The following is a 24,620-nucleotide window of genomic DNA, read 5'->3' as shown; positions in this document are numbered from 1 at the left end:
GACGATGAGGGGTGCCTGAACGATTGAATATGAGTTCAACAACTAATGGATTTTTACAGTCCTACAGCTTGATAAGCTTTGGTAATCGCAGTAACCTCAGCGGAAGTTGTACCGTACAGATCTTTGGCTGCCTGGATGGTGGCTGTTTTTGCCGCGGCAAATTTGGATGTTGGCGTCAGATAGTTCACGAGTGTGCTGTAGAAGATTTGAATGGCTTTATCGCGCCCGATGCCAGTTACAGTCACACCGTTATGCGTGCCGCCTTGAACGGCAAGATAGTACGCTTTGTTGATGATGCCGCTGTTAGTATGAACGCCGCCGTTGTCAGCTGTTCCAGTATAACGGTCACTGTATTTGTCAGGTTGTCCATACAAGGTAGGGTTGGATAGGGAGCGCAGTGCATCGCCTGCAATGTTAGGTGTATAAATGTCATCACCGATCAACCAGTTTTTGCTTTGGATGGTGTTGCCGAAGATATCCGCGAAGGCTTCGTTCAATGCGCCCGGTTCATTGCGATATTCCAGGTTGGCTGTGTTTTCAATGACACCGTGAGTCAATTCGTGACCAACGACGTCAAGATCACCGGACAGGGAAGTGAAGGTTGTACCGTCTCCGTCACCAAATACAATCTGTACCCCGTTCCAGAACGCGTTATTGTAGTTGGAGCCGTAATGTACCGTGGATTTGATCAGCAAACCGTTGCCGTCCAGACCGTTACGGTTGAATTTGTTTTTGTAGAAATCATACGTGGCAGCAGCGTAGGCATGGGCATCTACTCCGGCACGATCGGTCCATACATTGTCGGAATCCGTCAGGAGAGCACCTGGAATGGTGGATCGATTGCTTGCGGTGTAGGTTTCGATTCCTTTGCCGCGAGTAGTATCTTTCAGTTGGAAGGTAGTGCCGGATTGAGTGGTTGTAAGGGTTTTGGTATCACCAAGTACACCTGTACCTGTTCCTGTTGCGAAGTTGATGATGTCATATTGAGATACGATACTGCCGTCAACGGCATTCACGAAATATTTGGTGCGCAATGGGGCTGGTTCAAGCACATTGACTTCGGTAATGTAAACAAGGTAGGTTTGGTTGTCCTCTTCATTGTGGTAAATATTCAATTCGGCTTCAGGGGTTTTCTGTGGTTCGCCAAGCTCTCCAACGCGGGAAATGGCTTCGTCCGATGCAATTTTGATCGCATCTTCTGCACTGATTTCGGCGACGCCGTCATTAGGGATGGCTTGTTCTTCAACTGGTGGGAGATCTCCAAGTGCAGATGAAACTTGGCCTGTTTTGTCTAAGTGGATCGTTTGCTCGGCACCGTAGACTGGAATTCCCTTAATGTATTGTTTCAGTCGGAAGTGTCGTACACCAGAGGTGTCGGTAGTTCTTTTAATAATTTTGAGTTGGGATTTCACGTCGGAATTCAGGAATTGTTCCTGTTGTCCAAGGAAATTGAAGATCGTTTCGTCAGAACCGCTGTTCAACTGGATACCCTCCTCGGAGGCATAAGGGGCCTGCAATGGAATGGACTGATCAGACAATGGAGCTGCAGCAGCAGAAGATACGGAAGCGAGCAAAAGAGCTCCTCCAAGAATTGTTGGCATAACTTTAGCAAATTTCATAGTAAACTCTCCCATTCTCAATATGATTTTTTGGAAAACACATGATTATGCCAATCTCGGTTGGAGTCCCGTCTGCAACTTGGGCAGCGCGGAGTGTGGGGCTGAATCTGAAACGTGGAATATGACAAAGAAACGATAAGGAACAAATTCGGCAGAGCCTGTAAGCCTGTGGTTGGGCGTGTCAAAGGAGTACCGTTTATCCAATTCAGCCATGAGGCTTAATCGTTCATTGTGGTTCCTATTTCAGAAGCCAGGGGTCTTGTCCACTTGCGAAGCAGAAGATGTTCTTACGGAGCCGGGGTGTTCGTTCCGGGTTCACATAATAAAACCTGAGTTACATATTGAACGGCATCACTCCTCTCAAGGTACATGCAACAAAGCAAATACAGTCTACTTTGCATCAGCCTGCATCCATAATCAACCTAAGGTCAATTAACTGAAATAAAAAAGATTAAAAGGGAACATATGTTCATCGTTAGGATTTTTTTGTAAATTCACTCTGCTTGCAACGTATATTATCACAATGTAAAAGTTTGGAAAAGATGCAATTTTAAATTTCTTTTGAAATTGTGTCTGAAGTAGGGGAGTCGTAGCAGATTTCACAAATGTTGACGAATTTTGTCTGAATAAATGGATTGACTGAGTCTGGTGGCAGACAGAACCTGCACGGTTCAAGGACATACGCCGTTTCCACTGCTCCATGAATACATAGAATAACGTGTACTCCCTTTGCATGGCGATGATGTACACCCGGGAGGTGACTGTGTTGCAAAAACGCGGCAATACAGCTTTTGTTGCAGCCAAATCGAAGCTGGTACAAAGAAAAGCGCAATTAAAGAAGCGTCGTTTGAAATCTGCTTACAAAAAGGGTACAAAGGCCTACAAGTACGTGATTCCACCCGTGGAGCAAACGGAATTGCCAGCATTCGAAGCTGAGCATGCGATGAGAGAGACACTCGCACAAGGTTCGACGGACTCGCATAACCCACTGCTTTCGGTCATTATACCTGCCATGAATGAAGAGCGAACTATCGGTGCAGTCGTCCGTCAGGCACTGCGGATATGCCGTGATGCTGAAGTGCTTGTTATTGTGAATGGTTCCACGGATGGGACGGCAGCAGCGGCAAAACGGGCGGGGGCACAGGTGCTTCGTTATACCGAAGCTTTGGGACATGATGGAGGCAGAAGAATCGGTGCAGCGGCAGCTCGTGGCAGGGTGCTGTTGTTCACGGATGCAGACATTCCAATTCCGGCAGAACATCTCGCGCCTTATGTGCGAGCGATTCTGGATGGGACGGATGTGGCGCTTAATGATTATAACGGACCGGTGGCACGTATCCCTGTTCACCCTGTGGTAGAGGCCAAACATGCGCTGAACAGCATGCTCGCCAGACCTGATCTGCAAGGCGCTTCCATGACAGCCATTCCGCATGCATTAAGTCGCAGGGCACTTGAAGTGATTGGTACGGACGCACTGGAGATTCCACCGTTGGCACATGCAAAGGCGGTTACCAGCGGGTTAAAGGTGCGTGCCGTTCATCATGTGCCAGTAGGCAAAATGAACGCAGTTCGAGTCAAGAAACGAAGCGGACCTGACCCGCTCAGTCAAGTGGTATGGAATGATCATCTGACAGCCGTCAGGTGGATTACCGATACACTTGGCCCACGCGGAGGACATTCCGATCTGCAGCGTGTTCGCAGCCTGACGAGGTGAGCATGTTGCCTAAAACAAGAAAGAAACCTCGTCAAAAGGGGCGACATGCTGGAGGTGAGGAAATGAAAAGGCGTTCAGGGGGCATCGGTCGTCAACGGACAGCAGGCAGACGAACCGCAATAACCACAAGAACCAGAACCATAACTACAGGCAGGAGAAACCTGACTAAATCACCGCTAAAGAGTTCAGCAGCGAGTAGGTCTGCAGCAAACAAGTCCGTATTGCATGAAGCATTCAGTGCAGGTCAACGAGCAGGACGCCATGCGTTGGAAAATGAACATTCCCTTGAACAACATGCACGTTCAACATGGCAGGTTCATGAGGCAGCGATCTCAGCGGAGCTAAGGGGTTATCCTGCTGTAATGCAGGCAGGAAAAGCATTCATGCAGGGTTATGCTCAAGCTGCGGGGCGTTCATTGAATATCATTCCACTTGCCCTGAATAAACCTGCCGCTGCAGTCGTCTGTGCCTGCAATGAGGAACTCACGCTGGGGCAAGTCCTTGTACAACTGAAACGGCTGCCGCTGACAGATATCGTTGTGGTATTGAATGGAACAACGGACAACAGTCTGGCACAGGTGCTTGAACATCCTGGTATCACGTTGGTATATGAACCTGACCGGACGGGACATGATGTAGGCCGCGCTTTGGGGGCCAAGATGACAGGGGCGGAGACACTTCTCTTTGTGGATGGGGATATGGTCGTCCCGGCAGAGCAGCTCGCCCCGTTTCTATATGCTGTCGATCGGGGGGATGATGTGGCACTGAACAATCTTTCATCCCTTTTACCTCCATTTGCCCGCCAGGATGAAGTAAGCCGGGTCAAAGCCTATCTCAACCGTGTGCTTAACCGTTCGGACCTGGGTTCCAATTCGTTGACAGCCGTACCTCACGCTCTCTCGCGTAACATGATCCAGATTGTAAAACCGGAGGCGCTGGCCGTTCCTCCCAAGGCGCAAAGTCTGGCCATTCAGCACGGATTAAAAGTGACTGCGCCCAGTCAAGTGGATGTCATCCGTTCCAATCGTTTGCGTTCCACCAATACGGGCAGCGGTAACGAAGTTGCCCGATTGATTATTGGAGACCATCTGGAGGCGATTGCGGCCTGGCTTGATATGGGCGGCAATTCGTCACAAGCAGGCCGAGCCATTTCCCGTGCTGAAGTGGCCTACAGGAGGAACGCCAGATGACACTGACCAGTATTATTATTCCCACGTACAACGGACTGGATCTATTGCAGCCATGTATCGATGCCATTCGAAAATATACCGATCCTCATATGTCCTATGAAATCATCGTTGTGGATAATGGTTCGGTTGACGGAACGGCAGCGTATTGTGCCCGGGAACGAATTCGTTTTGTCCGTTTACCCGACAATCGGGGTTTCCCTGCTGCATGCAATGCAGGACTCCGCGCAGCATGCGGTGATGAACTGCTGCTGCTGAATAATGATGTTACAGTTACCTCCCACTGGCTTGAAAATCTGCGATCAGCCCTCTACAGTAATGAAAACATTGGCATTACAGGACCAGTGACCAACTATGCAAGTGGCATCCAGCAGGTAGAGGTTGAGTTCCGGGACATGGCACATTTTCAGGAACTGGCTGCTGCCAACAATATAGTCGATTCCTCCAGATGGAAGGAAGTCAGACGGATTGTTGGCTTATGCATGCTCATGCGGCGAAGTGTGATGGATGACATTGGTGTGCTTGACGAAGTCTATTCGCCGGGACACTATGAAGATGACGATTATTGCTACAGGGCTTGCCAGAAAGGGTATCGTTTACTGGTCTGCGGGGATGTTCTGGTACATCATCGAGGCAGTGCGAGTTTTCTGAAGACCGATCCTGCAGCATGGAAACAGTTGCTTGAGCGTAATCGATCCATTTTTATCAGCAAATGGCATGTCGATCCCCTTAACTATATTGAGACATCTGATGAAGGAGGGATAGTGGAATGAAAGGTGTAATTCTTGCTGGCGGAACAGGAACACGGTTGTACCCTCTGACCCGGCTGATTAACAAGCATCTGATTCCAGTCGGCAAGCATCCGATGATTATGTATGGCATCGACAGACTCCGCCAGGCAGGCATTGAAGAGATATTGATCGTGATCAACAAACATTCCGCTGGGTTATACACGGAGTATTTGGGTAGTGGCGCAGATCATGGCGTCAAGCTCACGTATCGGATTCAGGAGAAGGCAGGAGGAATTGCCGAAGCATTGGATCTGGCGACTTCGTTTATCCTTCCCGGAGAGAAATTTGTTGTACTGCTGGGTGACAATCTGTTTAGCGACGATCTGAAGCCTTATGTGGATCGGTATTTGCAGCAGCCCGCGGGAACAGCTCGTGTTTTGCTTAAAGAAGTGGATGATGCACGGCGGTATGGGGTGCCGGTGTTTGATCCGAAGCATCCGGAACGAATCGCATACATTGAGGAAAAACCGAGTGATCCCAAGACCTCTTATTGTGTTACTGGCATATATATGTATGATGACCATGTATTCAATCTTATTCAAAACATTGCACCTTCTGCACGCGGCGAACTCGAAATTACGGACGTGAACAATCATTATGCAGCGGCTGGAGGACTGGAATACGATATTTTGCAAAAATATTGGAGTGATGCAGGGACGTTCCAATCGCTTCAGGAAGCAGCCATCCGCATGAAGGGTCAGTTGCCCTAAAATATATGCGCCTGATGCTGCCGCTGTGAAGGGTCCCATGAGAGCAGAACAATCTGCGCCGGAGCCGGAAGTATGCTCCGGCGCTTTGTGCAGCGGCGGCACTCCTCGTGCATGCCAAGGGAGGGAATGCCGTGAGAGTAGCAAAACGCAGCGATTTGGGAAGGAAGAAGACACCGGGCGGTCATGCCGATTCCTGGAAAATATTTATGGGGGTGCAGCCCAAAGCGAGTTCAAATCGTGATTGGGGAAACAAGGGTACGAAGCAGGAAGGTGTGGAACTTGCAGGAATGGAGCGCAACCTTCATACAGAGCCAAAAGGCAAATCCGGCGGACGCATCGGTAAAAGGCAAGTGGGGAGCACAGGAGCACGAACCAAAAAGGGAGCAAAAACTGGCGAAGGACGGGGCCGTTCAGGCATACGTGTGAAAGCAGGCGAGCGTGCAGGTATGAGCCGCGGCAGCAAAGGGGCGCGAGCCAAAGCGGGCAAGCGCGCCGCTGCAGGCCGCGGGCATGCTGCCCCGCGGGGCGGGCGGGCCGCAGGCGCCCGCGCCAAACAGCGCACGGCTGCGCAGCGTGCGCCTGGGCCAGCACCGCGAGCCGGCACGCCTCTGGCGCTGCCTGCCAGCGGTGCTGGCCCCGCCCCCGCAAGCGACACACCGGCACGGTGGTGTCGCGCCCGCGGGGCGGAGAAGCGCTGCCGCGCATGCTGGCAGCGCAAGGGCACTTGCGCCTGCGCAGCCGGCAGCAGCGCCCGAGGGCGGCTACGCCGAGGGCTTCCGCGACGGCGTATTCGCGGGCGGGGAGGCGCTGGTGGCGCAGCACATCCCGCCTGATCATATTCTGCCTGCCGTGGCGGCGGCAGATCTGATCGAGGCGGGATTCCGCCAGTATGCGCCCACCCTGACCCGGCTGGCCAGCCCGTATGAGATGGCTGGCCACATCCAGGGGGCGCTGGATGCGCAGCGCCCCCTGTCCGTCGTTCGCCTCGGAGATGGCGAACTGCTTACCCTGGCAGCCGATACGGTGCTGCCCGGCGAGCAAGTGCAGGAGCTGGCACCGTTTCTGCCTTATGCAGGGGTGCCGCGCTCCACCCCGGACATCCGCGCTGCGCTCGCGGAAGCCATTCGCGGCGCGGATTGGATCGGTGTTCCCATCTCGCGTGCGCCTACTTTTCAGGGGCTGTTATTTCCAGTGTTACGCCATTTCGGCATTGATTGGTCCCGTCTGAATCTGACCAGTTCCACAATTAACTACAGTCTTCACCATTCCGGTCTGTTGTTGCCTGTGGTACAGGGACGCCGGGTGCTGGTGATTGGAAGCCGCGCTGTTGAGCTCGGGGCGTTATTGAACAGCCGCGGCGTCCATGTGACAGGCATCATAGATGCAGTGGAGGGAGTTGCAGATATCCCGAGAGTGATGCAGCAGACTGCGGAGCACTTGTTCGATATCGCACTTGTAGCAGCAGGAATTCCGGCCGTCATTATATGTCGCCGAATCGCTGGTGAACTCGGTCGGGTTGCCATAGATTTCGGACATTTAGCGGACAAATTGGTTACAGGAGAGCTGCAACTCTAATGGATGGTCTGGTGCGTCGTAACGTATATCCAGACGAGGGGAAATGGAGGAAGCAACATGAGCACATCAGGCAGACGTTCAAAACAGCGAAAAGCATTGCCATCCGAAACTGTTGTTTTGCATTCAGCTCGAAGCCGTAGTGGAAGGAAGATTAGACGCCAAGGCTCAGGTAAACGGGCAGCTAAGAACGCAAAACTGTATAAGCAGGGCTACCATAAAGGCTATGATGAGGGCGTGCGACAGGGGGAGAGCTCATTCGGGCTGGTATTCGAAGGGGTAAGCATTATTATTCCGACGTACAACCAGCGCGAATATGCCCTCCAATGTGTGTCCAGTATTGAAAAGCATACACCGGCCCCTTTTGAAATTATTGTTGTGGATAACGCGTCAAAGGATGGCACGGCGGAAGCCATGCTTCGCAAAGGTGGTATGGTAAGGGTCGCTGCGCTGGATAAGAATCGTGGTTTTGCTGGCGGGGTCAATTATGGACTGATGATGGCAAGGGGTCGACATATCGTCGTGCTGAACAACGATACTCTGGTCACCCCGGGCTGGCTCGAAAACATGATGACCTGTCTTAACAGTCATCCTGAGATGGGCGTCGTGGGTCCGGTTACGAATTACATTGGCGGAGATCAGCAGATTGAAGTCCCGTACAGGGAAGTGGAGGACATGTGGTCATTTGCTGCCCGACATAATCGTCCGGATGCCAAGAAGCATCGTGAGACCGAAAGGCTGGTCGGATTTTGCTGGCTGTTCTCACGGGAATTGCTGGAGCGGGTAGGTTATCTCGATGAAGGTTATGCGGTGGGTAACTTTGAAGATGACGACTGGATCATTCGGGCGAAGCTGGCGGGATACAGGCTGGCGGTAGCCGGGGATGCTTTCATACATCACTACGGAAGTGTAAGCATGAAGGCACTGGGAGAACAGGATTATGTAGTCGTGAACAAGGATAACGAGCAGTTTTATACCCAAAAATGGGGAGATCCTCATGCGCTGGTTACGGAAACTGTCCGGCTCTCGCTGCATGTCAATGGGTCGCCCAGTCAGCAGGAGAACACGCCACCCCTTGGTAATATGGACTCACCAGACCTGCGACAGCGCATTTCCACCAAGGGCAGCAGCGATGTAGCGCATAAGCTGAGACGCAGCACGGACTTTTACCCGGAAGGCTGTTTCATCTCTGATATCAAGGGCGATGTTTATCGACTAATACGTGGACAGCGACGCAAGCTGAACATTCCCGTTCCACGCGGCATTTCTCCCGTTCTGGTTGCGAAACCAGATCTGCTCGGCGTACCTGCAGGTGAGCCACTGATATCTGCGGGTGAGGTACAGGGCTGGCCCCTGGAAAGAAGTCATGTTCATGCTCAACCCGTTCAGAGCAGCCGGGATGCGCTGGAGGAAGGCATGATTGTTGCCGCGACGAATGAGCGGGATATATGGTACCAGATCAGTGGAAGTAAACGCAGGAAGTTTGCAACCCCTTATGCTGCAGAACGATGGGGAGTGCAATTCGGGCATGTCGTTCATGTATCTGCGAACCAATTGCGTTCGATCGAAGAAGGCTGGCCCATTATTGCTCCTCCCCAGCTCTTGAACGAAGATTTGTAATGACCGGGTTCGGCTGCCTTGTATACCGGCACGACAGCATGATGCGGAATATGATGTACAGCGTATCGTAACGCTACACATTTTTCCGCATCCGAACTTTACATATATCACGAATTATGAGATGTAACGAGAGGTCATCCATCTGTTGCGGTGTCAGCTCCATGGTGAAGGCCCTGACATAGCATAAGATAAAAGCGTTATCGGAAGGATGCGGATTGAGTGAAGATGAGCTGGATCTGGCCAGGTATGTGTTGCTGTTAAAAGCCTTTGATACCCTCCGATGAGCTATGGATAAACAGCCGGACCAGCTTAACGATAATGCCGGTTCTGCCAAACTGGTCTTTAACATGGTTGAGATAGGTTCAAGAATTAGAGAGCTCTTGTAGAGCTCTTTTCAAATTTAAAATTTAATCTTTCTATCTTCTTATAGGTTTATTCTATTGGCGGAGCCATTGACGCTTGAAGAGGTGAGGAGTACATTTATAGCCATAATTCTTATTTAACAGATAGGAATTAATGGTCTGGGTGGTGATCCATCCCTGATCTGAGAATGAATCAATCAGGAGGTATGCCGATGTCTTCTACATCGAAAAAAGTAGTGCTTTGGAGCAAAACAGGCTGTCATTTCTGCGGGGAGGTTAAGGCATTCCTAACGGCTCGCAATCAGCCTTTTGAGAACATCGAAGTGCAAGGCAACGATGTGCTGAGGGATGTGCTTGAAGCCAAATATGGCATTCGCCATGTACCTGTCATTGAGGTGGGTGGAGACGGCAAGTATGAAGCATTGCTGGAGCCCGATCTGGAGAAACTGGCAGAACTTCTTGCCCTTCCCGATGAAGCAGCAGTCTGACCGGACGTGGCGGATCTCTTGAATCAAGTAGTTCCCGGCTGCTAAAGACTGTCATTTCAGTGAGCAGTCGGGACTTTTAAGTGATTATCCATCCTCGTATTCAGATATCCAATCCTTATATAGAAAAGTTCTATAAGTAACGCTGTTGACCGATGTACGGGGCAGTGATAAGATTTGTGGAATTAAAACATACCAAACTCATAGGAATAGTTAACTTTTGAATTTCCTTCATTCGTAATCCATATCAGAGCGGACTTTAGAAATTTCTTATAAATCCTAATCCAAGGAAGGCGGAATGTAATATGACGACTCAGCGCAGTTTGAAATTTGGAGCGATTGTCCACGGTGTCGGAGGCAGCATGACGACTTGGAGACACCCGGAGGTTCAGCCGGATGCCAGTGTGAATTTTGATTTTTACAAACGCCAGACGTTGAAAGCGGAGGAAGGAAAATTCGATCTCGTTTTTATCGCTGACGGTCTTTATATTACCGAGAAATCCATACCTCACTTCTTGAATCGATTTGAACCCATCAGCTTGTTGTCCGCTCTGGCCGCCATTACGTCACGAATCGGTCTGGTTGGAACACTCTCCACCTCCTACAGTGATCCATTCACAGTTGCCAGACAGTTCGGTTCCCTGGATCTGATCAGTAATGGCCGTGCGGGTTGGAATGTGGTTACATCCCCGCTTGAAGGTTCAGCCAAAAACTACAGTAAAAGCAATCATCCAACCCACCCGGAACGTTACCGGATTGCAACCGAATACTTACAGGTGACTAAGGGCTTGTGGGATTCATGGGAAGATGATGCCTTCGTAAGAGACAAAGAGAGCGGCGTTTTCTTCGATCCTTCCAAGCTGCACACACTCAATCATGAAGGAGAGTTCTTCTCCGTACAGGGCCCACTTAACATTGCACGTTCAAAGCAGGGGCAGCCGGTTATTTTCCAGGCAGGTTCTTCAGAAGATGGCAAGACCCTTGCTGCCAAAGAAGCGGATGCTGTTTTCACAGGACATGATTCTATTGAGGATGCACAGGCCTTCTACAAAGATGTCAAAACCCGCGCAGCAACCTATGGACGTTCCACACAAGATATCGTCATTTTGCCAGGAATCAATCCAATCATTGGACGGACAGAAGAGGAAGCAGAACAGAAATATCAGGAGATCGCCAGCCTGGTCACGATCGATAAAGCGCTGGACTACCTGGGACGTTTCTTCGAGCATCATGACTTCTCCCAATATCCGCTGGATGAACCATTCCCTGAATTGAATGGCATTGGAAGCAACAGCTTCCGCAGTGGTACGGACAAAATCAAGCGGGATGCCAAAGAGCAAGGATTGACGCTGCGTGAAGTAGCCCTGAGGGCAGCTACACCGAAGAGCAAATTCCTTGGCACACCGGAGCAGGTGGCTGACAAGATCCAGGAATGGTTCGAAGCCGAAGCAGCGGATGGATTCATTATTCATTCCGAACTGCCAAGTGGATTGGCTGATTTTGTGGAACTGGTTGTTCCGATTCTGCAAGAGCGTGGCATCTATCGCACCGAATACGAACATGACACATTGCGTGGCAATCTCGGTGTGCAAATTCCCGTGAATCGTTACACGGCTGCCCGTGAGCAAGTGGGAACCGAGGCTTAAGAAACTGGGAAGCTGAAATTCGGCACAGTCAAGGAATGAGGCGTCTGGATAAACTATTCAGATTGCATATGCGGAAAGTGCCGAATGATGCTGCAAAACCAAGTTAACAGATAGGTTATGTTGATAAAAAAATCTATGATTCATTAAATCATTAATTCAATGAATCAATGACACCTGTATACACAGAGGGGGAAGCTATATGAACAGGTCTATCTCATGGATGAAATATATGGCATTGGCGGCAGTATTGGTACTGGTATTATCCGGTTGCGGAGCGGTAGGTAACTCGAACAGTGCAGTTCAGGCTTCCGGTGGGGAGCAGGCGGCTGGGCAAGCAGAAGGTGGGAACCTGACCTACGCACTCGCCACCTCGCCGGATACGCTGGACCCGCATCGAAGCGGCCTTGCCGTAACCGTACGTGCGATTCGAACGATCTATGACAATCTGGTGGTACAGCTGCCGGATGGCTCCATCAAACCTTGGCTCGCCAAGGAGTGGAGTGTATCGGAGGATGGCAAAAGTTATACGTTCAAACTGCGTGAAGATGTGAAGTTCCATGATGGAACACCATTTAACGCGGAAGCCGTGAAGTTCAATCTGGATCGGGTGATCGATCCGGCCACCAAAGCCGCCAATTCCCTTGCCCTGATTAGACCTTATAGCTCCTCGGAGGTTATTGATGAATACACCATCAAGGTGAATCTGGAACAGCCTTCACAAGCTTTTCTCGGTAACTTGAGTCAGGCCCTGCTGGGGATTGTATCTCCTACGGCCGCCAAAAAGTATGGCGATCAACTGGGTAAAAATCCGGTAGGGACCGGTCCGTATACCTTCGTGAAATGGGATGAAAATGCGGATATCGTTGTCGCCAAAAACAAGGATTACAACTGGGCTCCTGCAACCGTTGAAAATGAAGGTGCCCCTCATATTGATACGATTACGTTCAAAATTGTACCGGAAGAAGCAACACGCATCGGCAGTGTACAGAGTAAGCAGGTGCTTGCCGCCGAGACCGTTCCGCCGCAAAATATTGCAGCCCTGAAGAACGATCCGAACCAGCAATTGCTGCAGGCCAATACCGTTGGTTTGCCATATACCCTCTTCTTCAATCTGCGCAAAGCGCCTTGGGATGATGTGAAAGTCAGACAGGCGGTGCAATCTGCAGTTGATGTGGAATCCATCGTGAAGACACTGTATCTGGGCAACTACGAACGAGCGTGGTCTGCGCTGTCTCCGGGAATCCTCGGTTATAATGCTTCTCTGGAAGGAAGTATCAATCCGGATGTCAACAAGGCCAATCAGCTGCTTGATGAGCAAGGTTGGATCAAGGGAGCAGATGGCATTCGTGAAAAAGAGGGTAAGAAGCTGACTCTGCATTATGTGGACGGTTCGCCGAACCGGGAGAAACGTAATGACATTGCAGCGATTATTCAGCAGCAGCTCAAGCAGGTGGGTATAGCTGTTGAGGTTGAAATTACGAAGGACGTTGCTACGGTCATCTATCAGAACTGGGATTATGATCTCTATGGCAACAGCCAGGTCAATTCTGATCCGAATGCGCTCTATGCCTTCTATCATACGAGTGCAGAAGGTGAACGTCCGACATTATCCGGTTTATCTGATCCGAAGATCGATAAACTGCTCGAACAGGGAGCGGTGGAGACTGATCAGGATAAACGCGTGGATATCTATAATCAGATTCAACAATATCTGATCGAGCAGGCTGTAATTCTACCGATCTATGTGTTCCCTTATACGGTGGCTGCATCCAAGTCGGTGCAGGGTATCAAGTTTGATTCACTTGGGTATCCGTTGTTCAACGATGTTCGGATTCAGCCATAACACGAAACGTCAATTATGCAGACAGGAAGGAGACGACCCGGTATGGTTCAAACGATACTGACAAGACTTGCTACATCGCTTCTGGTTATTTTGGGAGCTTCGGTGCTGGTGTACTGCATCATGTATCTGCTGCCGGGTGATCCGGTCCTGCTTATGCTGGACCCGTCATCGGCAACACCCGAGATGATTCAGAACCTGCGGGTTCAGCTCGGTCTGGATCAGCCGTTTTATATCCAGTTTGCCAACTATTTCGGAGACATGCTGCGTGGGGATTTCGGCAAATCCATGATTAATTCCGACCCGGTGCTGCCCAAAATTCTGGAACATTTCCCTGCCACACTGGCGCTGACCGCGCTCAGCTCAATCATTGCGATAACCATTGGCATTACGCTCGGCGTACTGTCTGCCATTCATCGTAATGGCGTGATTGATTTTATCGCCCGGCTTGTTGGATTGTTTGGCATCTCCATGCCGACCTTCTGGACCGGCATTCTGTTGATCCTGTTGTTCTCGGTTCAGCTCGGCTGGTTCCCGGCGATGGGCTCCGACGGATTCAGTTCATTGGTGCTTCCTGCTGCAACATTGGGTCTCGTCGGTGCAGGTTTCATCGTACGTATGGTACGTAACAGCATGCTGGAAGTGGTGAACGAACCGTTTATCGTGGCATTACGAGCAAAAGGTCTTTCACAGCGGACCATCATGTACGGTCATGCGCTGCGTAATGCACTGATTCCTGCGGTGACGGTCATCGGCATGTTGATTGGTGATTTGCTTGCAGGAACTGTCGTGGTGGAGACGGTCTTTTCCAGACAGGGTATCGGCAGAATTATCGCGGATGCATTGATGGCCAAAGACCTGCCTGTTGTGCAGGGCGTAGTCTTTTTCACAGCAATGATCTATGTCGTGTTGAATTTATTGGTGGATATCTCTTATGCGTACATTGATCCCAGAGTTAGGCGTGCAGTCCGAACGTGAGGACGGATGGAACAGTCTGAAACATCTGAACGCGTAGTGAGGAAGGAGGAGTCTTATGAGCATGAAACCATTGGTGGGTGACAAAAAAGGTTGGACCGCGAGAACAGGGCGTTTACGCCTGTGGAGCCGTCGTCCCCTGCGTCACCGCGTCTCATTCGCGGTATCCCGTTTATTCTTTTACGCAGCTTTGCTGGTCGTGGTGTTTACCGTCACTTGTGCGATTGTGCCGGGATGGATTGCCCCTTATGATCCAACTCAGATGATGACGGATGCCATCCTGCAGGCTCCCTCTGCTGCGCACCTGTTTGGCACCGATTATTTTGGCAGGGATATCTTCAGTGTGGTTGTACATGGCAGCAGGGATTCCCTGCTGATTGGATTTGCTTCGGTGCTGGTGGGTGGTCTTGTAGGCAGTGCCCTTGGCATTGTTGCCGGCTATGCAGGAGGGGTATTGGATACAATCACCATGCGTGCCGTCGATATTCTGATGGCTGTTCCAGGCGTATTACTGGCATTATCCGTCGCGGCAGCGTTGGGACCTGGACTGCTTAACATTGCACTGGCTGTTGCGGTATCCTCCATTCCGGGATATGCACGGGTGATGCGTGGGCAGGTTATGTCCGTTAAAGGTTTGCCTTTTATTACAGCTACACGTTCACTTGGGGGCTCCAATGCCCGGATTTTCTGGAAGCATGTACTGCCTCATTCGTTGTCACCGTTGCTGGTTATGGCGACGCTCGGCGTAGGTACCTCCATTCTGACAGGCTCGGGTCTCAGCTTTCTCGGACTTGGCGTGTTGAAGGAAATCCCGGACTGGGGAGCGCTGCTCTCGCAAGGGAGAGGTTATCTGACGGTTGCCTGGTGGATCTGTACCTTCCCGGGACTCGCAATTACCATGTTTGTACTTGCGGTTAATTTGATTGGAGACGATATTCGCGATCGGCTGGACCCCAAAGTAAATGGAGCGGCTTGACCGCTATTCCAAGGAGGAAGCATAATGTCACATATCGTTATTATTGCCGGAGCGCCTTCCAAACGTTCGCGTCTGACAGGCCTTACGGATTACAGCAGCAATAAATTAAAAGAGGCAGGCATTACCGTTGAGGTGATTCATGTAGCCGACCTGCCAGCGGAAGATCTGGTGCAGGCCAAGTTTGACAGCTCATTCATTCGTGATGCACTCGCTGTTGTTGAAGCCGCAGATGCAGTCATCGTGGCAACACCGGTATACAAAGCATCATACTCTGGCGTGCTGAAGCTGTTCCTGGATCTGATTCCACAGGAAGGACTGCGGGGCAAGCTGGCTCTTCCATTAGTCATCGGCGGCTCGATTGCCCATCTGCTCGCCATCGATTATGCTTTGAAGCCTGTTCTCGCAGCACTTGGTGGCAGACATATTCTTGGCGGAGTATACGCGGTTGACCAGGGAATTGATCGGCTCGATGACGGAAAATATGTGCTTTCGGCGGACATCACTACAAGATTGGATCGGTCCCTGGAAGAATTGATATTGACTCTGGAAAAGAATGGTATTACGATATCATAAAACCAAGTAAATTCATTGGATAAATAGATATAGATAACGTCTGCGGACGTAGATCAGGGGGCGCTTATGAATATTGAGAACATTGAAGCATTTGTATACATCAATCATTACGGAAGCTTCAATAAGGCTGCCGAGGTACTCTTTTTGTCCCAACCTTCTGTCACCGCTCGTATTCAGTCCCTTGAACGTGAACTCGGCTGCAAATTGTTTGACCGTCTTGGCAAACAGATTGTGCTCACGGAAGAGGGGAGAAAGTTCCTTCCCTACGCCCAGCAGGTGCTGCAAGTGATTCAGAAGGGCAGACAGAAGATACAGCAACGCCGTACAACGCCTGATGCACTTCGACTCGGCAGTACGGTATCCGTATCCAACTATGTCATTCCCGACTTTCTGCCCAAAATCAAGGAAGCTTACCCTGAGGTGAACATCAAACTGACTACAGCGACGACGGACCAACTGGTCGCCAAGCTGCTGGGTCAGGAAATCGATCTTGCTTTTGTGCGGAAGGTCATGCATCCTGCGATCCGTACGGTTGCTTTTTATGAAGATCCAATCCAGCTATACGTGTACAAAGGCCATCCATTTATTGAACGCGGGCATGTCAGCATGGAGGCGATCAGGAATGAGCAGCTGGTCTTTTTTGAATGTGGTTCACTGGACTGGCTGCGCATTCACCGGGCCTTTGACTCGCTGGAACACCCGCCGGATATTACATATCACGTTGATAATTCGGAAACGGCGAAGAAGCTGGTGAAGCAAGGAGCAGGTATTGCGTTTCTCCCAGGTCTGACAGTGCAAAAGGAAGTGCAGGATCAGGAGCTGTTCCCCATTCAGGTACATGAGGTTGCAGGTGTATCATTGCAGATCAGCGTCGTTACGTTAAAAGAAGAACATTCGCCTTTTGCAGAGCCTTTCGGGGAACTGCTGCGGCAGCTATAGAGACTTGTTAACGAAGTAAGAACGGATTTGAAAAGTCAGGTTCGGGATGATCGAAGGAGGAGAATGTGATGGGTATTCGTGTTGGCATATTGGATCAAACCCCGATCTACGAAGGGGAGTCGCCGATTGATGCTTTTCGGCATACGATTGAATTGGTACAGCGGGCGGAACAGCTTGGATTTCATCGTTTCTGGGTATCGGAACATCATGATTCAGGCCATGTTGCCGGCTCCTCACCGGAAGTGCTTATTTCCCACTTGCTGGCGCATACGGAGCGGATTCGTCTCGGTTCTGGCGGGGTGATGCTGCAACACTATAGTCCCTATAAAGTGGCTGAGAACTTCAATGTGCTCTCTGCACTAGGTCCAGGAAGAATCGATCTGGGTATTGGACGTGCACCTGGGGGGTTACCCCGCTCCACACAGGCTCTTCAACAAGGGATTCAGGAGGCTGCTTCACTAAAGGATAAAATTAATCAGGTGAAGCAGTTCATCCATAATGAACCGCATGAAGATGAAACACATCCTTTGGCAGGCTTGAGTGCTGCACCGGTATCCGCAATCCCGGCTGAGCTCTACGTGCTTGGGGCAAGTGTCGATAGCGCAGGCATGGCGGCGGAACTGGGATTGCCTTATGTATTTTCATTGTTTATTAATAGCAACACGGAAGTAGCACTGGAGGCTTTGCGTATTTACCGGGAACAATTTGACCGCTCACATGGACGGGAGCCATACGCCATCCTCGCTATATCATTAATTGTAGCGGAGAGTGCGGAAGAAGCCGAAGGACTGGCAAGTGAACATATGCTGGTCAAGATCCATCTGGAGAATGGCAAGGTATTAACCGTTGGTTCCGTGGAGCAGGCGGAAGAATTCGGTCGGCAGTCGAACGAGAAATATCGGATCGAGATTCTGGAGCCAAGTGTGACCAGAGGTACAAAGGAAACAGTCGGTCAGGCTCTGGCGAAGTTCCAGCAGGATTTTGCCGTGGATGAGCTGATTGTTACCACGGCCACACGTGATTTTGCCAAGCGCATTCGTTCGTTTGAATTGTTGCGTGAGGCGCTGGATGAGCAGGGACTGGGCGAATTTGCGAATGAGACTTCACCTGCGCAAGCGGTGATCGGTTAGGTATATACTTGGTATAGAGCATACCTGTTGAAGTTGAAGTTGAAGTGACCCGTGTATTATATTAATGGATCTTACATGGCACATCCGATGATAAAAGGAGGCAATGTCGTGAGCAGTGATCTGAAACAGCCTGAGCAACAGGCAGAGCAAGAGGAACAGATCCGCAAGCATGAACTTTACGCTGGGCAGGATGAAGCATTCGCAGAGCACTTAACCGCGATTCGGCGACATTTGCATCGTAACCCCGAGCTATCCGGAGAGGAACGGGAAACGACAGAAGCCATTCGCGGCTGGCTGGTGGAGGAAGGGGTACGGATTGCAGATGAATATTCACTGCGAACGGGCCTTATCGCTGAAATTGGGCAGGGCGATGGCCCGGTAGTGGCCTTGCGCGCAGATATTGATGCCCTTCCGATCCAGGAAGAAACGAAGCTGGAGTATGCCTCGCAAATCGCTGGCCGAATGCACGCCTGCGGTCATGATGCACACACCGCCATTCTGATCGGTGCTGCGCGATTGTTGAAACAGCGTGAGTCCCGGCTGCCGGGCAAGGTTCGTTTGATTTTCCAGCCTTCGGAGGAGAAAGCGACGGGGGCACGGCAGGTTATCCAGAGCGGCGCGTTATCCGAGGTCCAATCTATTTTTGGTTTGCATAACAAACCGGATCTGCAGGTTGGTACGGTAGGTATCCGAGAAGGAGCGCTGCTCGCAGCGGCAGATGGTTTTGTGGTCAAAGTGGAGGGTGTTGGAACCCATGCGGCAGTGCCGGAGGCGGGCATTGATCCGATTGTCGTTGCCTCTCATATTGTGACTGCATTACAGGCCATCGTGAGCCGTAATGTTGGAGCACAGGAGAGTGCCGTGATCAGTGTGACCAAAATAAACAGCGGCACTGCCTGGAATGTCATTCCCGAAGAAGCCATCTTAGATGGCACTGTGCGCACCTTTGACGAGAAGGTTCGTGCCCGGATTCGTGAGCGTTTCAACCAGGTGGTTGCCGGCGTCGCAGCAGCCTATGGGACACGGGCTACCGTGCGCTGGATTCAGGGACCACCTGCCGTGGTCAATGATGAGTCACTGGCTGCTGCGGCTGAGCAGGTCGCGAGTGAGGTGGGGTTGACCAGTATCCGGCCGATACCTTCCCCGGCGGGCGAAGATTTTTCCTTTTACCAAAAGGAGGTTCCGGGTCTGTTCCTCTTCCTCGGAACGTCAGGCCCACACGAATGGCATCATCCTGCATTCGATGTGGACGAACGGGCACTGCCGCTTGGAGCACACCTTCTGGCAGCGCTGGCTGAACAGTCATTGCAGAAGTTGCAGTCAAATGGCAAGTAACCGATAACCGTTACGTGAATAAGTGATTAATTTAATGGTTAATTAATAAGATAATATGCTAATACAATAGCGAATGGACGCAAAAAACGGTGACTCAATCAGGTGACCGTTTTTTGTTGTTTCCGTATTTTTAATTTCAGCATGAAATGAACATGACCTATCTCTTTGTTGCACATGATCTTCAAGCCGTGTCGAATCTGTGTGATCGGTAATTTTTCTGTATCGCCTTTTATTAATTGTCGCTGATGTATCTCTAATTTCAAACGTTGGGATAAACAGGGCTGACGCAAACACGTCATCTCTCTTCCCATTTGCATCTAAAATGACAGCCGTAATTTTCTGATTATGATATGGAAATATTTGTTGACGCTCCAAAGTAGGATGTGCTATATTTTTCTCGACTGATAATCGTAATCATTACTATTTAAATTATAGCTAAGTGAGCTCAGGCTAATTCCATATCAAGAATAGGAGTAGCGGCTGCGATGAAACAGGAGATTGATTTTATCAAGTTTAATCCCACTCAAAATATGACGGTTCTGGTGAAAACGAATCATCCAGCAGAGACATATCCACACATCGCCGCCCAAATTATGTCCTATGACAACGTATACGCCGAACAAGTGGGGTTCATTGCCGGAGCGATAAAACCGGAGGCGGCTGCCCATTTGGAAATGGCCGGTGGAGAGTTCTGCGGGAATGCCTGCATGGCCTTGGCTGCGTATATCGCATCCGAGAACGAGTTGAAATCCACCGATTTCACAGAAATCATCCTGGAGGTTTCCGGGACAGATCAATTAATCAGGTGTCAGGTGAAGCAGCAGCACAATCAATATTTTTGCCAGGTCACGATGCCCCTTCCTGAGCAGATTGAACAACGAACCGTGAAGTATGAGGGAATCGATATGGATATAGTGATCGTGCGATATCGGGAGTTCATTCATATCATCATTGAAGTGGAAGCGTTTGATGAAACGATGAGAAAGAGGGCTCAAGCGCTGGCGCGATTATTAGGCTTAACCTTGGGGGATAAGCTCATTGGCATCTTATTATACAACGCCCAATCGGAGGAGCTGGCACCGCTCATATTTGTCCCGCAGCTGGACAGTCTGATCTGGGAAAGGGGGTGCGGTTCAGGTACAGCCTCGGTGGGAGCCTATCTGGCATGGAGCAGGCAAAAGGAAATCGTTCAGCATATCAAGCAGCCTGGTGGTGCGATTAAAGTGATGGCTGAGTGGAATGGAGCAGAGCTTGAACGAATTACGATCGAAGGATCGGTTGGAATCGTGGCCCAGGGCAAAGCATTTATAGATGCATGACCATGACGAGTTAGAGGAGGAAAAGGAATGGAGACATTGATTGATTTTCAGACATGCTTGAGTGAATTTTCTGAGAAATTCGATGAGCTGGCAGGCAGATATGATCATACGGTTCAGCATAGCTCAGAGCTGGAGGCATTAATTGATGACTATTCCACGTTTATAACGGACAAGCAAAATGAACAAATCTGGGAACAACTCGCTCAAGAGGAATCAGGTAGCATGCACCAGCTGGTCCTTGATCTGCGAGATAAATCTGCACGGTGTGTGGCGGTCATGGAGAAATATCGCGCATTGAAGCTGCAAGACGGAGATGTAGAAATCGCGGATTATTTCAGAAATATAGAAGAATGTATTGAAAAAGAGTTTGGCAGCTTTCATGTCACCACGGACTCCAAAGTGCTGCTGGTAGGCTCCGGGTCATTTCCGATGACACCTCTGTTTATTGCCAAGCGAACAGGGGCAGAGGTGATGGGCATCGATATTGACGCAGAAGCCATTACACTCGGACAGCAGGTTGTGAAGAAGCTGGGTGCGGGCTTAAACATCCATTTGGAGCAAACATTGGTAGAGGATCTTGATTTTACGAGAAAAGCAACACATATCATTTTCAGCTCCACGGTGGCCAATAAATATGATCTGCTCGATCAATTGCACGCATTGACGAATGAACATGTGGTGGTGGCGATGAGGTACGGTAACCAGTTAAAGTCGTTATTCAACTATCCGATGAGAGAGACCGACAGCAGCAAGTGGAAAATGGTCGACAATATTCTGCGTCCGGATGATGTGTTCGATATTGCGTTATACCAAAAAGCATAGCTCGCTTGAGCTTGGGAAAGAGAGGTCCATATGAGCGGATTTCAACGAGTGCTGTTGCTCGGAACAGGCCCTGCATCCATTCAGCTGGCAGTAACGCTCAAACAGGAATTCAGTTGCACCGTAGGCATAGCGGGAAGAGAATCGGTGCGCTCACAATCTTTTTATGAAGCAGTTCGGCAAAGTGACGGATTCATTGGAGCAAGCATTCAAAATGAAAAACATCGACCGTTGGCAGGTGAATGCTTTGTCGATCAGGTGTTTCAGGGATATGAGGCCATTGAAGGCGAATGGGATACGCTCATTTTCGCTGTGACAACCGATGCTTATATCGATGTATTGAAGCAAATGAAGGATAACTTCATCAAACAAGTGAAATGCATGATTTTAGTCTCTCCAACCTTTGGCTCCAACCTGCTGGTAAGTCATTATGTGAGGCAGCTGCATGCGGATACGGAAGTGATCAGTTTCTCTACCTATTTGGGGGATACCCGATGGATGACTGACCAACCGTCCAACCATGTCATTACAACAGGTGTCAAGAAAAAGGTCTATATCGGTTCTACTTCAACGCCCTCTGAGCATGTGGGCAGACTGTGCAGGATGTACGAGCGATTGGGCATTGCCCTTGAAGTTATGCCATCTGCACTCGAGGCGGAAACGAGAAATATTTCTTTATATGTGCACCCGCCATTATTTATGAATGACTTCTCATTGGATGCGATCTTCGGAGTATCAGACACTCGGAAATATGTATATAAAATTTACCCCGAAGGCCCTGTAACGCAATATTTGATTCGGGACATGCGGACATTGTGGAACGAAATGATGACGATCACGGATAGGCTCCGTATCCAGGGTGTGAATCTGCTTCAATTCATGACGGATGATAATTATCCGGTGCGATTGGAGAGTTTATCACGCCATGATATAGAGAACTTCAATCAGTTGCAGGACATTCATCAAGAGTACTTATTATACATACGATACACCTCGTTGTTGATTGATCCCTTTTCGAAGCCCAACCCGGAGGGCAAGTATTTTGACTTTTCGGCGGTTCCCTTCAGGAAGATGTTTGTCAATCACGATGGAGCGTTGGACATTCCCAGAATGCCCAAGGAGGATTATTACCGCATCAAAATCATTCAGGGCATTGCGAGACATTTGCAGGTAAGCTGCCCAACCATCGATTCGTTTATTGCCACCTATGAGGCGAAAATTCAAGAGATCGCTCGCGCTCACCCGGATCAGCATTTATCCGATGCATTTGTCGTTCAAACCTTCGATGAGGACATTCGGATGATCTGCACAGGGCTGGCGAACAGCACGGTTTAATTACATCTCAATCTATATATCTTTCATCATCAGGAGGAAATGTTGTGAAAAAGGGTAGTGCTTTTGGTTTAATGTTGCTGTTATTGTCTGTTATTACCGTGCTCGCAGGATGCGGGCAGGATAAGGGGACAACAACGCAGTCTGCGAATAGCGAGGTCAAGCCGGAACTCATTTATGCATCCGCCAAGGATATTAATGATATGAATCCTCATTTATACACCGGCTCCATGCCCGCACAAGGAATGGTTTACGAATCCCTGGTCGAAAACACGGTCGATGGAATCAAGCCATTACTGGCAGAATCGTGGGATATTGCCGAAGACGGGAAAACGTATACGTTCCATTTGCGACAGGATGTGAAGTTCCATGATGGTGAACCGTTTAACGCCGAGGCGGTCAAACAGAATATTGACGCAGTTCAGGCGAATGCCGAAAAACATGCCTGGATTAAACTGTCCACCAAAATCGTAAGTACAAAAGTTATGGATGAATACACATTTGAACTGGTGCTTTCCGAGCCCTATTATCCAGCTCTGGTGGAGTTGTCCATGACCAGACCATACGTATTTATATCACCCAAGGATTTTACGAATGGTGGCACAAAGGACGGGGTAAGCGGCTATCACGGCACAGGGCCCTACAAGCTGACAGGACATAAAATCGATGAGAATGCGACATTTGAAGCCAATGAAGAATACTGGGGCGGCGCACCTGAGATCCAAAAAATCACGTCCAAGGTTCTCCCGGCAGGGGAAACGACATTGCTGGCATTACAGAAGGGCGAAATCAACTTTATATTCACCGATGATCGGGGTGCCGACAGCATTGATGTTGAAGCCATGAATCAATTGGCTGACTCGGGTGATTTTCAAGTGGTCCGAAGCGAAGCGATGAATACAAATATGATCGTAGCCAACAGCAGCAAGATGGATAATCCTGTCCACGAAACGGCTGTTCGTGAAGCGATATGGGTTGCCATTGATCGGGAAACGATCAGCAATGACATTTTTAACGGAACGCAGACCGTAGCGGACAGCTTATTTTCGTCGAACGTTAATTATGCCCATGTTGAATTGAAGAAGCGGGAGTATAATCCCGAGACCGCGAAAGAGCTTTTGGAGAAAGCAGGTTGGGCATTAACAAACGGTAAGACAGTGAGAACGAAGAACGGTCAGCCATTAGCTCTGACCTTGTATTATGACAGCAATTCATCTTCGCAAAAAACACAGGCGGAATTGATCCAGCATGCCTTAAAAGGATTAGGGATTCAGCTGGAGATTGTTGGTGAGGAATCCACTTCCATCGCGAATAGAAGGGCAACCGGGGAATATGATCTGCTGTTTAATCAAACCTGGGGACTGGCGTACGATCCACAGAGCACCATTTCAGCGTTTACCTCGGATTCCGCCTATAAACATACAACAAGCGGCATAGCTCAGGCGGATGAACTATATAAGAAAATTGATGAAGTCATGGTTTCTACAGATGAGGCATCCCGCCAATCCCTGTACGCCGACATTATGAAAATAGTCCATGATGAAGCGGTATTTATTCCGATCACCAATGGGCGGGTTACAGTCGTGGCTCCCAAAAACCTGGATGGCATCTCATTCAAACAGACGCAATATGAATTGCCATTTGAGCAAATGAAATTTAAATAGAGCGGGGATGGA

General features: G+C 49.8%; 21 protein-coding genes. 20 read left to right on the top strand and 1 reads right to left on the bottom strand.

The genetic code is table 11. The features are described 5' to 3' along the window. Positions 1 to 53: 53 nt before the first annotated feature. The gene (locus MHB49_RS28265) at positions 54 to 1,619 is read right to left on the bottom strand and encodes a M4 family metallopeptidase (protein WP_405153839.1); all 1,566 of its coding nucleotides are present in this window, start codon (positions 1,617 to 1,619) and stop codon (positions 54 to 56) included. Positions 1,620 to 2,382: 763 nt separating this feature from the next. On the opposite strand from MHB49_RS28265, the gene MHB49_RS28260 reads away from it, so the two are divergent. The 20 genes from MHB49_RS28260 (at position 2,383) to cntA (ending at position 24,608) form a co-directional block, all read left to right on the top strand. Beyond that, a complete protein-coding gene (locus MHB49_RS28260; RefSeq protein ID WP_405153838.1) occupies positions 2,383 to 3,333 on the top strand; it encodes a glycosyltransferase family 2 protein in 951 nt (316 codons plus the stop codon). Positions 3,334 to 3,395: 62 nt separating this feature from the next. After that, positions 3,396 to 4,523 carry a glycosyltransferase gene (locus MHB49_RS28255; RefSeq protein ID WP_405153837.1) on the top strand — a complete coding sequence of 376 codons (1,128 nt, stop codon included), beginning with the start codon at positions 3,396 to 3,398 and terminating at the stop codon, positions 4,521 to 4,523. Beyond that, positions 4,520 to 5,293, top strand: a complete 774-nt coding sequence (locus MHB49_RS28250; RefSeq protein WP_405153836.1) for a glycosyltransferase family 2 protein — start codon at positions 4,520 to 4,522, stop codon at positions 5,291 to 5,293. Before MHB49_RS28255 ends, MHB49_RS28250 begins: the two co-directional genes overlap by 4 nt. After that, positions 5,290 to 6,021: a sugar phosphate nucleotidyltransferase gene (locus MHB49_RS28245; protein ID WP_247899211.1), complete on the top strand. Its 732-nt coding sequence runs from the start codon at positions 5,290 to 5,292 to the stop codon at positions 6,019 to 6,021. Before MHB49_RS28250 ends, MHB49_RS28245 begins: the two co-directional genes overlap by 4 nt. 279 nt (positions 6,022 to 6,300) lie before the next feature. After that, positions 6,301 to 6,447 (top strand): hypothetical protein, encoded by a 147-nt coding sequence (locus MHB49_RS28240; protein WP_405153835.1) that lies wholly within the window; start codon positions 6,301 to 6,303, stop codon positions 6,445 to 6,447. 384 nt (positions 6,448 to 6,831) lie between these two features. Further along, a complete protein-coding gene (locus MHB49_RS28235) occupies positions 6,832 to 7,596 on the top strand; it encodes a GT-D fold domain-containing glycosyltransferase (RefSeq protein ID WP_405153834.1) in 765 nt (254 codons plus the stop codon). A gap of 57 nt (positions 7,597 to 7,653) precedes the next feature. After that, positions 7,654 to 9,213: a glycosyltransferase family 2 protein gene (locus tag MHB49_RS28230; RefSeq protein ID WP_405153833.1), complete on the top strand. Its 1,560-nt coding sequence runs from the start codon at positions 7,654 to 7,656 to the stop codon at positions 9,211 to 9,213. A gap of 574 nt (positions 9,214 to 9,787) precedes the next feature. Continuing rightward, positions 9,788 to 10,063 (top strand): glutaredoxin family protein, encoded by a 276-nt coding sequence (locus tag MHB49_RS28225; RefSeq protein ID WP_247899207.1) that lies wholly within the window; start codon positions 9,788 to 9,790, stop codon positions 10,061 to 10,063. A gap of 302 nt (positions 10,064 to 10,365) precedes the next feature. Next, entirely contained in the window at positions 10,366 to 11,706 is a 1,341-nt protein-coding gene (locus MHB49_RS28220; RefSeq protein ID WP_405153832.1) for an LLM class flavin-dependent oxidoreductase, read from the top strand. A gap of 199 nt (positions 11,707 to 11,905) precedes the next feature. Then, on the top strand, positions 11,906 to 13,549 hold the full coding sequence (locus MHB49_RS28215) for an ABC transporter substrate-binding protein (protein WP_405153831.1): 1,644 nt from the start codon (positions 11,906 to 11,908) through the stop codon (positions 13,547 to 13,549). Positions 13,550 to 13,591: 42 nt separating this feature from the next. After that, positions 13,592 to 14,524 carry an ABC transporter permease gene (locus MHB49_RS28210; RefSeq protein ID WP_405153830.1) on the top strand — a complete coding sequence of 311 codons (933 nt, stop codon included), beginning with the start codon at positions 13,592 to 13,594 and terminating at the stop codon, positions 14,522 to 14,524. Positions 14,525 to 14,579: 55 nt separating this feature from the next. Then, positions 14,580 to 15,497, top strand: coding sequence for an ABC transporter permease (locus MHB49_RS28205; RefSeq protein ID WP_247899203.1), 918 nt, complete (start codon positions 14,580 to 14,582; stop codon positions 15,495 to 15,497). 24 nt (positions 15,498 to 15,521) lie between these two features. After that, the gene (gene ssuE, locus MHB49_RS28200) at positions 15,522 to 16,070 is read left to right on the top strand and encodes an NADPH-dependent FMN reductase (RefSeq protein ID WP_405153829.1); all 549 of its coding nucleotides are present in this window, start codon (positions 15,522 to 15,524) and stop codon (positions 16,068 to 16,070) included. A gap of 66 nt (positions 16,071 to 16,136) precedes the next feature. Further along, positions 16,137 to 17,009 (top strand): LysR family transcriptional regulator, encoded by an 873-nt coding sequence (locus MHB49_RS28195; protein WP_063566647.1) that lies wholly within the window; start codon positions 16,137 to 16,139, stop codon positions 17,007 to 17,009. A gap of 68 nt (positions 17,010 to 17,077) precedes the next feature. Beyond that, the gene (locus MHB49_RS28190) at positions 17,078 to 18,139 is read left to right on the top strand and encodes an LLM class flavin-dependent oxidoreductase (RefSeq protein WP_405153828.1); all 1,062 of its coding nucleotides are present in this window, start codon (positions 17,078 to 17,080) and stop codon (positions 18,137 to 18,139) included. A gap of 159 nt (positions 18,140 to 18,298) precedes the next feature. Beyond that, positions 18,299 to 19,474, top strand: coding sequence for an amidohydrolase (locus tag MHB49_RS28185; RefSeq protein WP_405157260.1), 1,176 nt, complete (start codon positions 18,299 to 18,301; stop codon positions 19,472 to 19,474). A 485-nt stretch (positions 19,475 to 19,959) separates the two neighbouring features. Beyond that, the gene (locus tag MHB49_RS28180) at positions 19,960 to 20,793 is read left to right on the top strand and encodes a diaminopimelate epimerase (RefSeq protein WP_405153827.1); all 834 of its coding nucleotides are present in this window, start codon (positions 19,960 to 19,962) and stop codon (positions 20,791 to 20,793) included. A gap of 27 nt (positions 20,794 to 20,820) precedes the next feature. Continuing rightward, complete coding sequence (locus MHB49_RS28175) at positions 20,821 to 21,615, top strand: nicotianamine synthase family protein (RefSeq protein ID WP_405153826.1); 795 nt, start codon at positions 20,821 to 20,823, stop codon at positions 21,613 to 21,615. Positions 21,616 to 21,645: 30 nt separating this feature from the next. Then, entirely contained in the window at positions 21,646 to 22,947 is a 1,302-nt protein-coding gene (locus MHB49_RS28170) for an opine metallophore biosynthesis dehydrogenase (RefSeq protein ID WP_405153825.1), read from the top strand. Positions 22,948 to 23,018: 71 nt separating this feature from the next. Beyond that, positions 23,019 to 24,608 carry a staphylopine-dependent metal ABC transporter substrate-binding lipoprotein gene (gene cntA, locus MHB49_RS28165; protein ID WP_405157259.1) on the top strand — a complete coding sequence of 530 codons (1,590 nt, stop codon included), beginning with the start codon at positions 23,019 to 23,021 and terminating at the stop codon, positions 24,606 to 24,608. Positions 24,609 to 24,620 lie beyond the last annotated feature (12 nt).

This window comes from Paenibacillus sp. FSL K6-0108, assembly GCF_045040695.1.
Taxonomy (GTDB): domain Bacteria; phylum Bacillota; class Bacilli; order Paenibacillales; family Paenibacillaceae; genus Paenibacillus; species Paenibacillus pabuli_B.
Note: the sequence above shows the minus strand (reverse complement) of the source record. Positions and strands in the feature narration are given on the sequence as shown.

What these genes read in the sequence shown, in the direction of transcription:
- MHB49_RS28265 (WP_405153839.1), bottom strand. Translation starts at nt 1,619, where the DNA reads ATGAAATTTGCTAAAGTTATGCCAACAATTCTTGGAGGAGCTCTTTTG.
- MHB49_RS28255 (WP_405153837.1), top strand. Translation starts at nt 3,396, where the DNA reads ATGAAAAGGCGTTCAGGGGGCATCGGTCGTCAACGGACAGCAGGCAGA.
- MHB49_RS28250 (WP_405153836.1), top strand. Translation starts at nt 4,520, where the DNA reads ATGACACTGACCAGTATTATTATTCCCACGTACAACGGACTGGATCTA.
- MHB49_RS28245 (WP_247899211.1), top strand. Translation starts at nt 5,290, where the DNA reads ATGAAAGGTGTAATTCTTGCTGGCGGAACAGGAACACGGTTGTACCCT.
- MHB49_RS28230 (WP_405153833.1), top strand. Translation starts at nt 7,654, where the DNA reads ATGAGCACATCAGGCAGACGTTCAAAACAGCGAAAAGCATTGCCATCC.
- MHB49_RS28225 (WP_247899207.1), top strand. Translation starts at nt 9,788, where the DNA reads ATGTCTTCTACATCGAAAAAAGTAGTGCTTTGGAGCAAAACAGGCTGT.
- MHB49_RS28220 (WP_405153832.1), top strand. Translation starts at nt 10,366, where the DNA reads ATGACGACTCAGCGCAGTTTGAAATTTGGAGCGATTGTCCACGGTGTC.
- MHB49_RS28215 (WP_405153831.1), top strand. Translation starts at nt 11,906, where the DNA reads ATGAACAGGTCTATCTCATGGATGAAATATATGGCATTGGCGGCAGTA.
- MHB49_RS28210 (WP_405153830.1), top strand. Translation starts at nt 13,592, where the DNA reads ATGGTTCAAACGATACTGACAAGACTTGCTACATCGCTTCTGGTTATT.
- MHB49_RS28205 (WP_247899203.1), top strand. Translation starts at nt 14,580, where the DNA reads ATGAGCATGAAACCATTGGTGGGTGACAAAAAAGGTTGGACCGCGAGA.
- ssuE (WP_405153829.1), top strand. Translation starts at nt 15,522, where the DNA reads ATGTCACATATCGTTATTATTGCCGGAGCGCCTTCCAAACGTTCGCGT.
- MHB49_RS28195 (WP_063566647.1), top strand. Translation starts at nt 16,137, where the DNA reads ATGAATATTGAGAACATTGAAGCATTTGTATACATCAATCATTACGGA.
- MHB49_RS28190 (WP_405153828.1), top strand. Translation starts at nt 17,078, where the DNA reads ATGGGTATTCGTGTTGGCATATTGGATCAAACCCCGATCTACGAAGGG.
- MHB49_RS28180 (WP_405153827.1), top strand. Translation starts at nt 19,960, where the DNA reads ATGAAACAGGAGATTGATTTTATCAAGTTTAATCCCACTCAAAATATG.
- MHB49_RS28175 (WP_405153826.1), top strand. Translation starts at nt 20,821, where the DNA reads ATGGAGACATTGATTGATTTTCAGACATGCTTGAGTGAATTTTCTGAG.
- MHB49_RS28170 (WP_405153825.1), top strand. Translation starts at nt 21,646, where the DNA reads ATGAGCGGATTTCAACGAGTGCTGTTGCTCGGAACAGGCCCTGCATCC.
- cntA (WP_405157259.1), top strand. Translation starts at nt 23,019, where the DNA reads ATGTTGCTGTTATTGTCTGTTATTACCGTGCTCGCAGGATGCGGGCAG.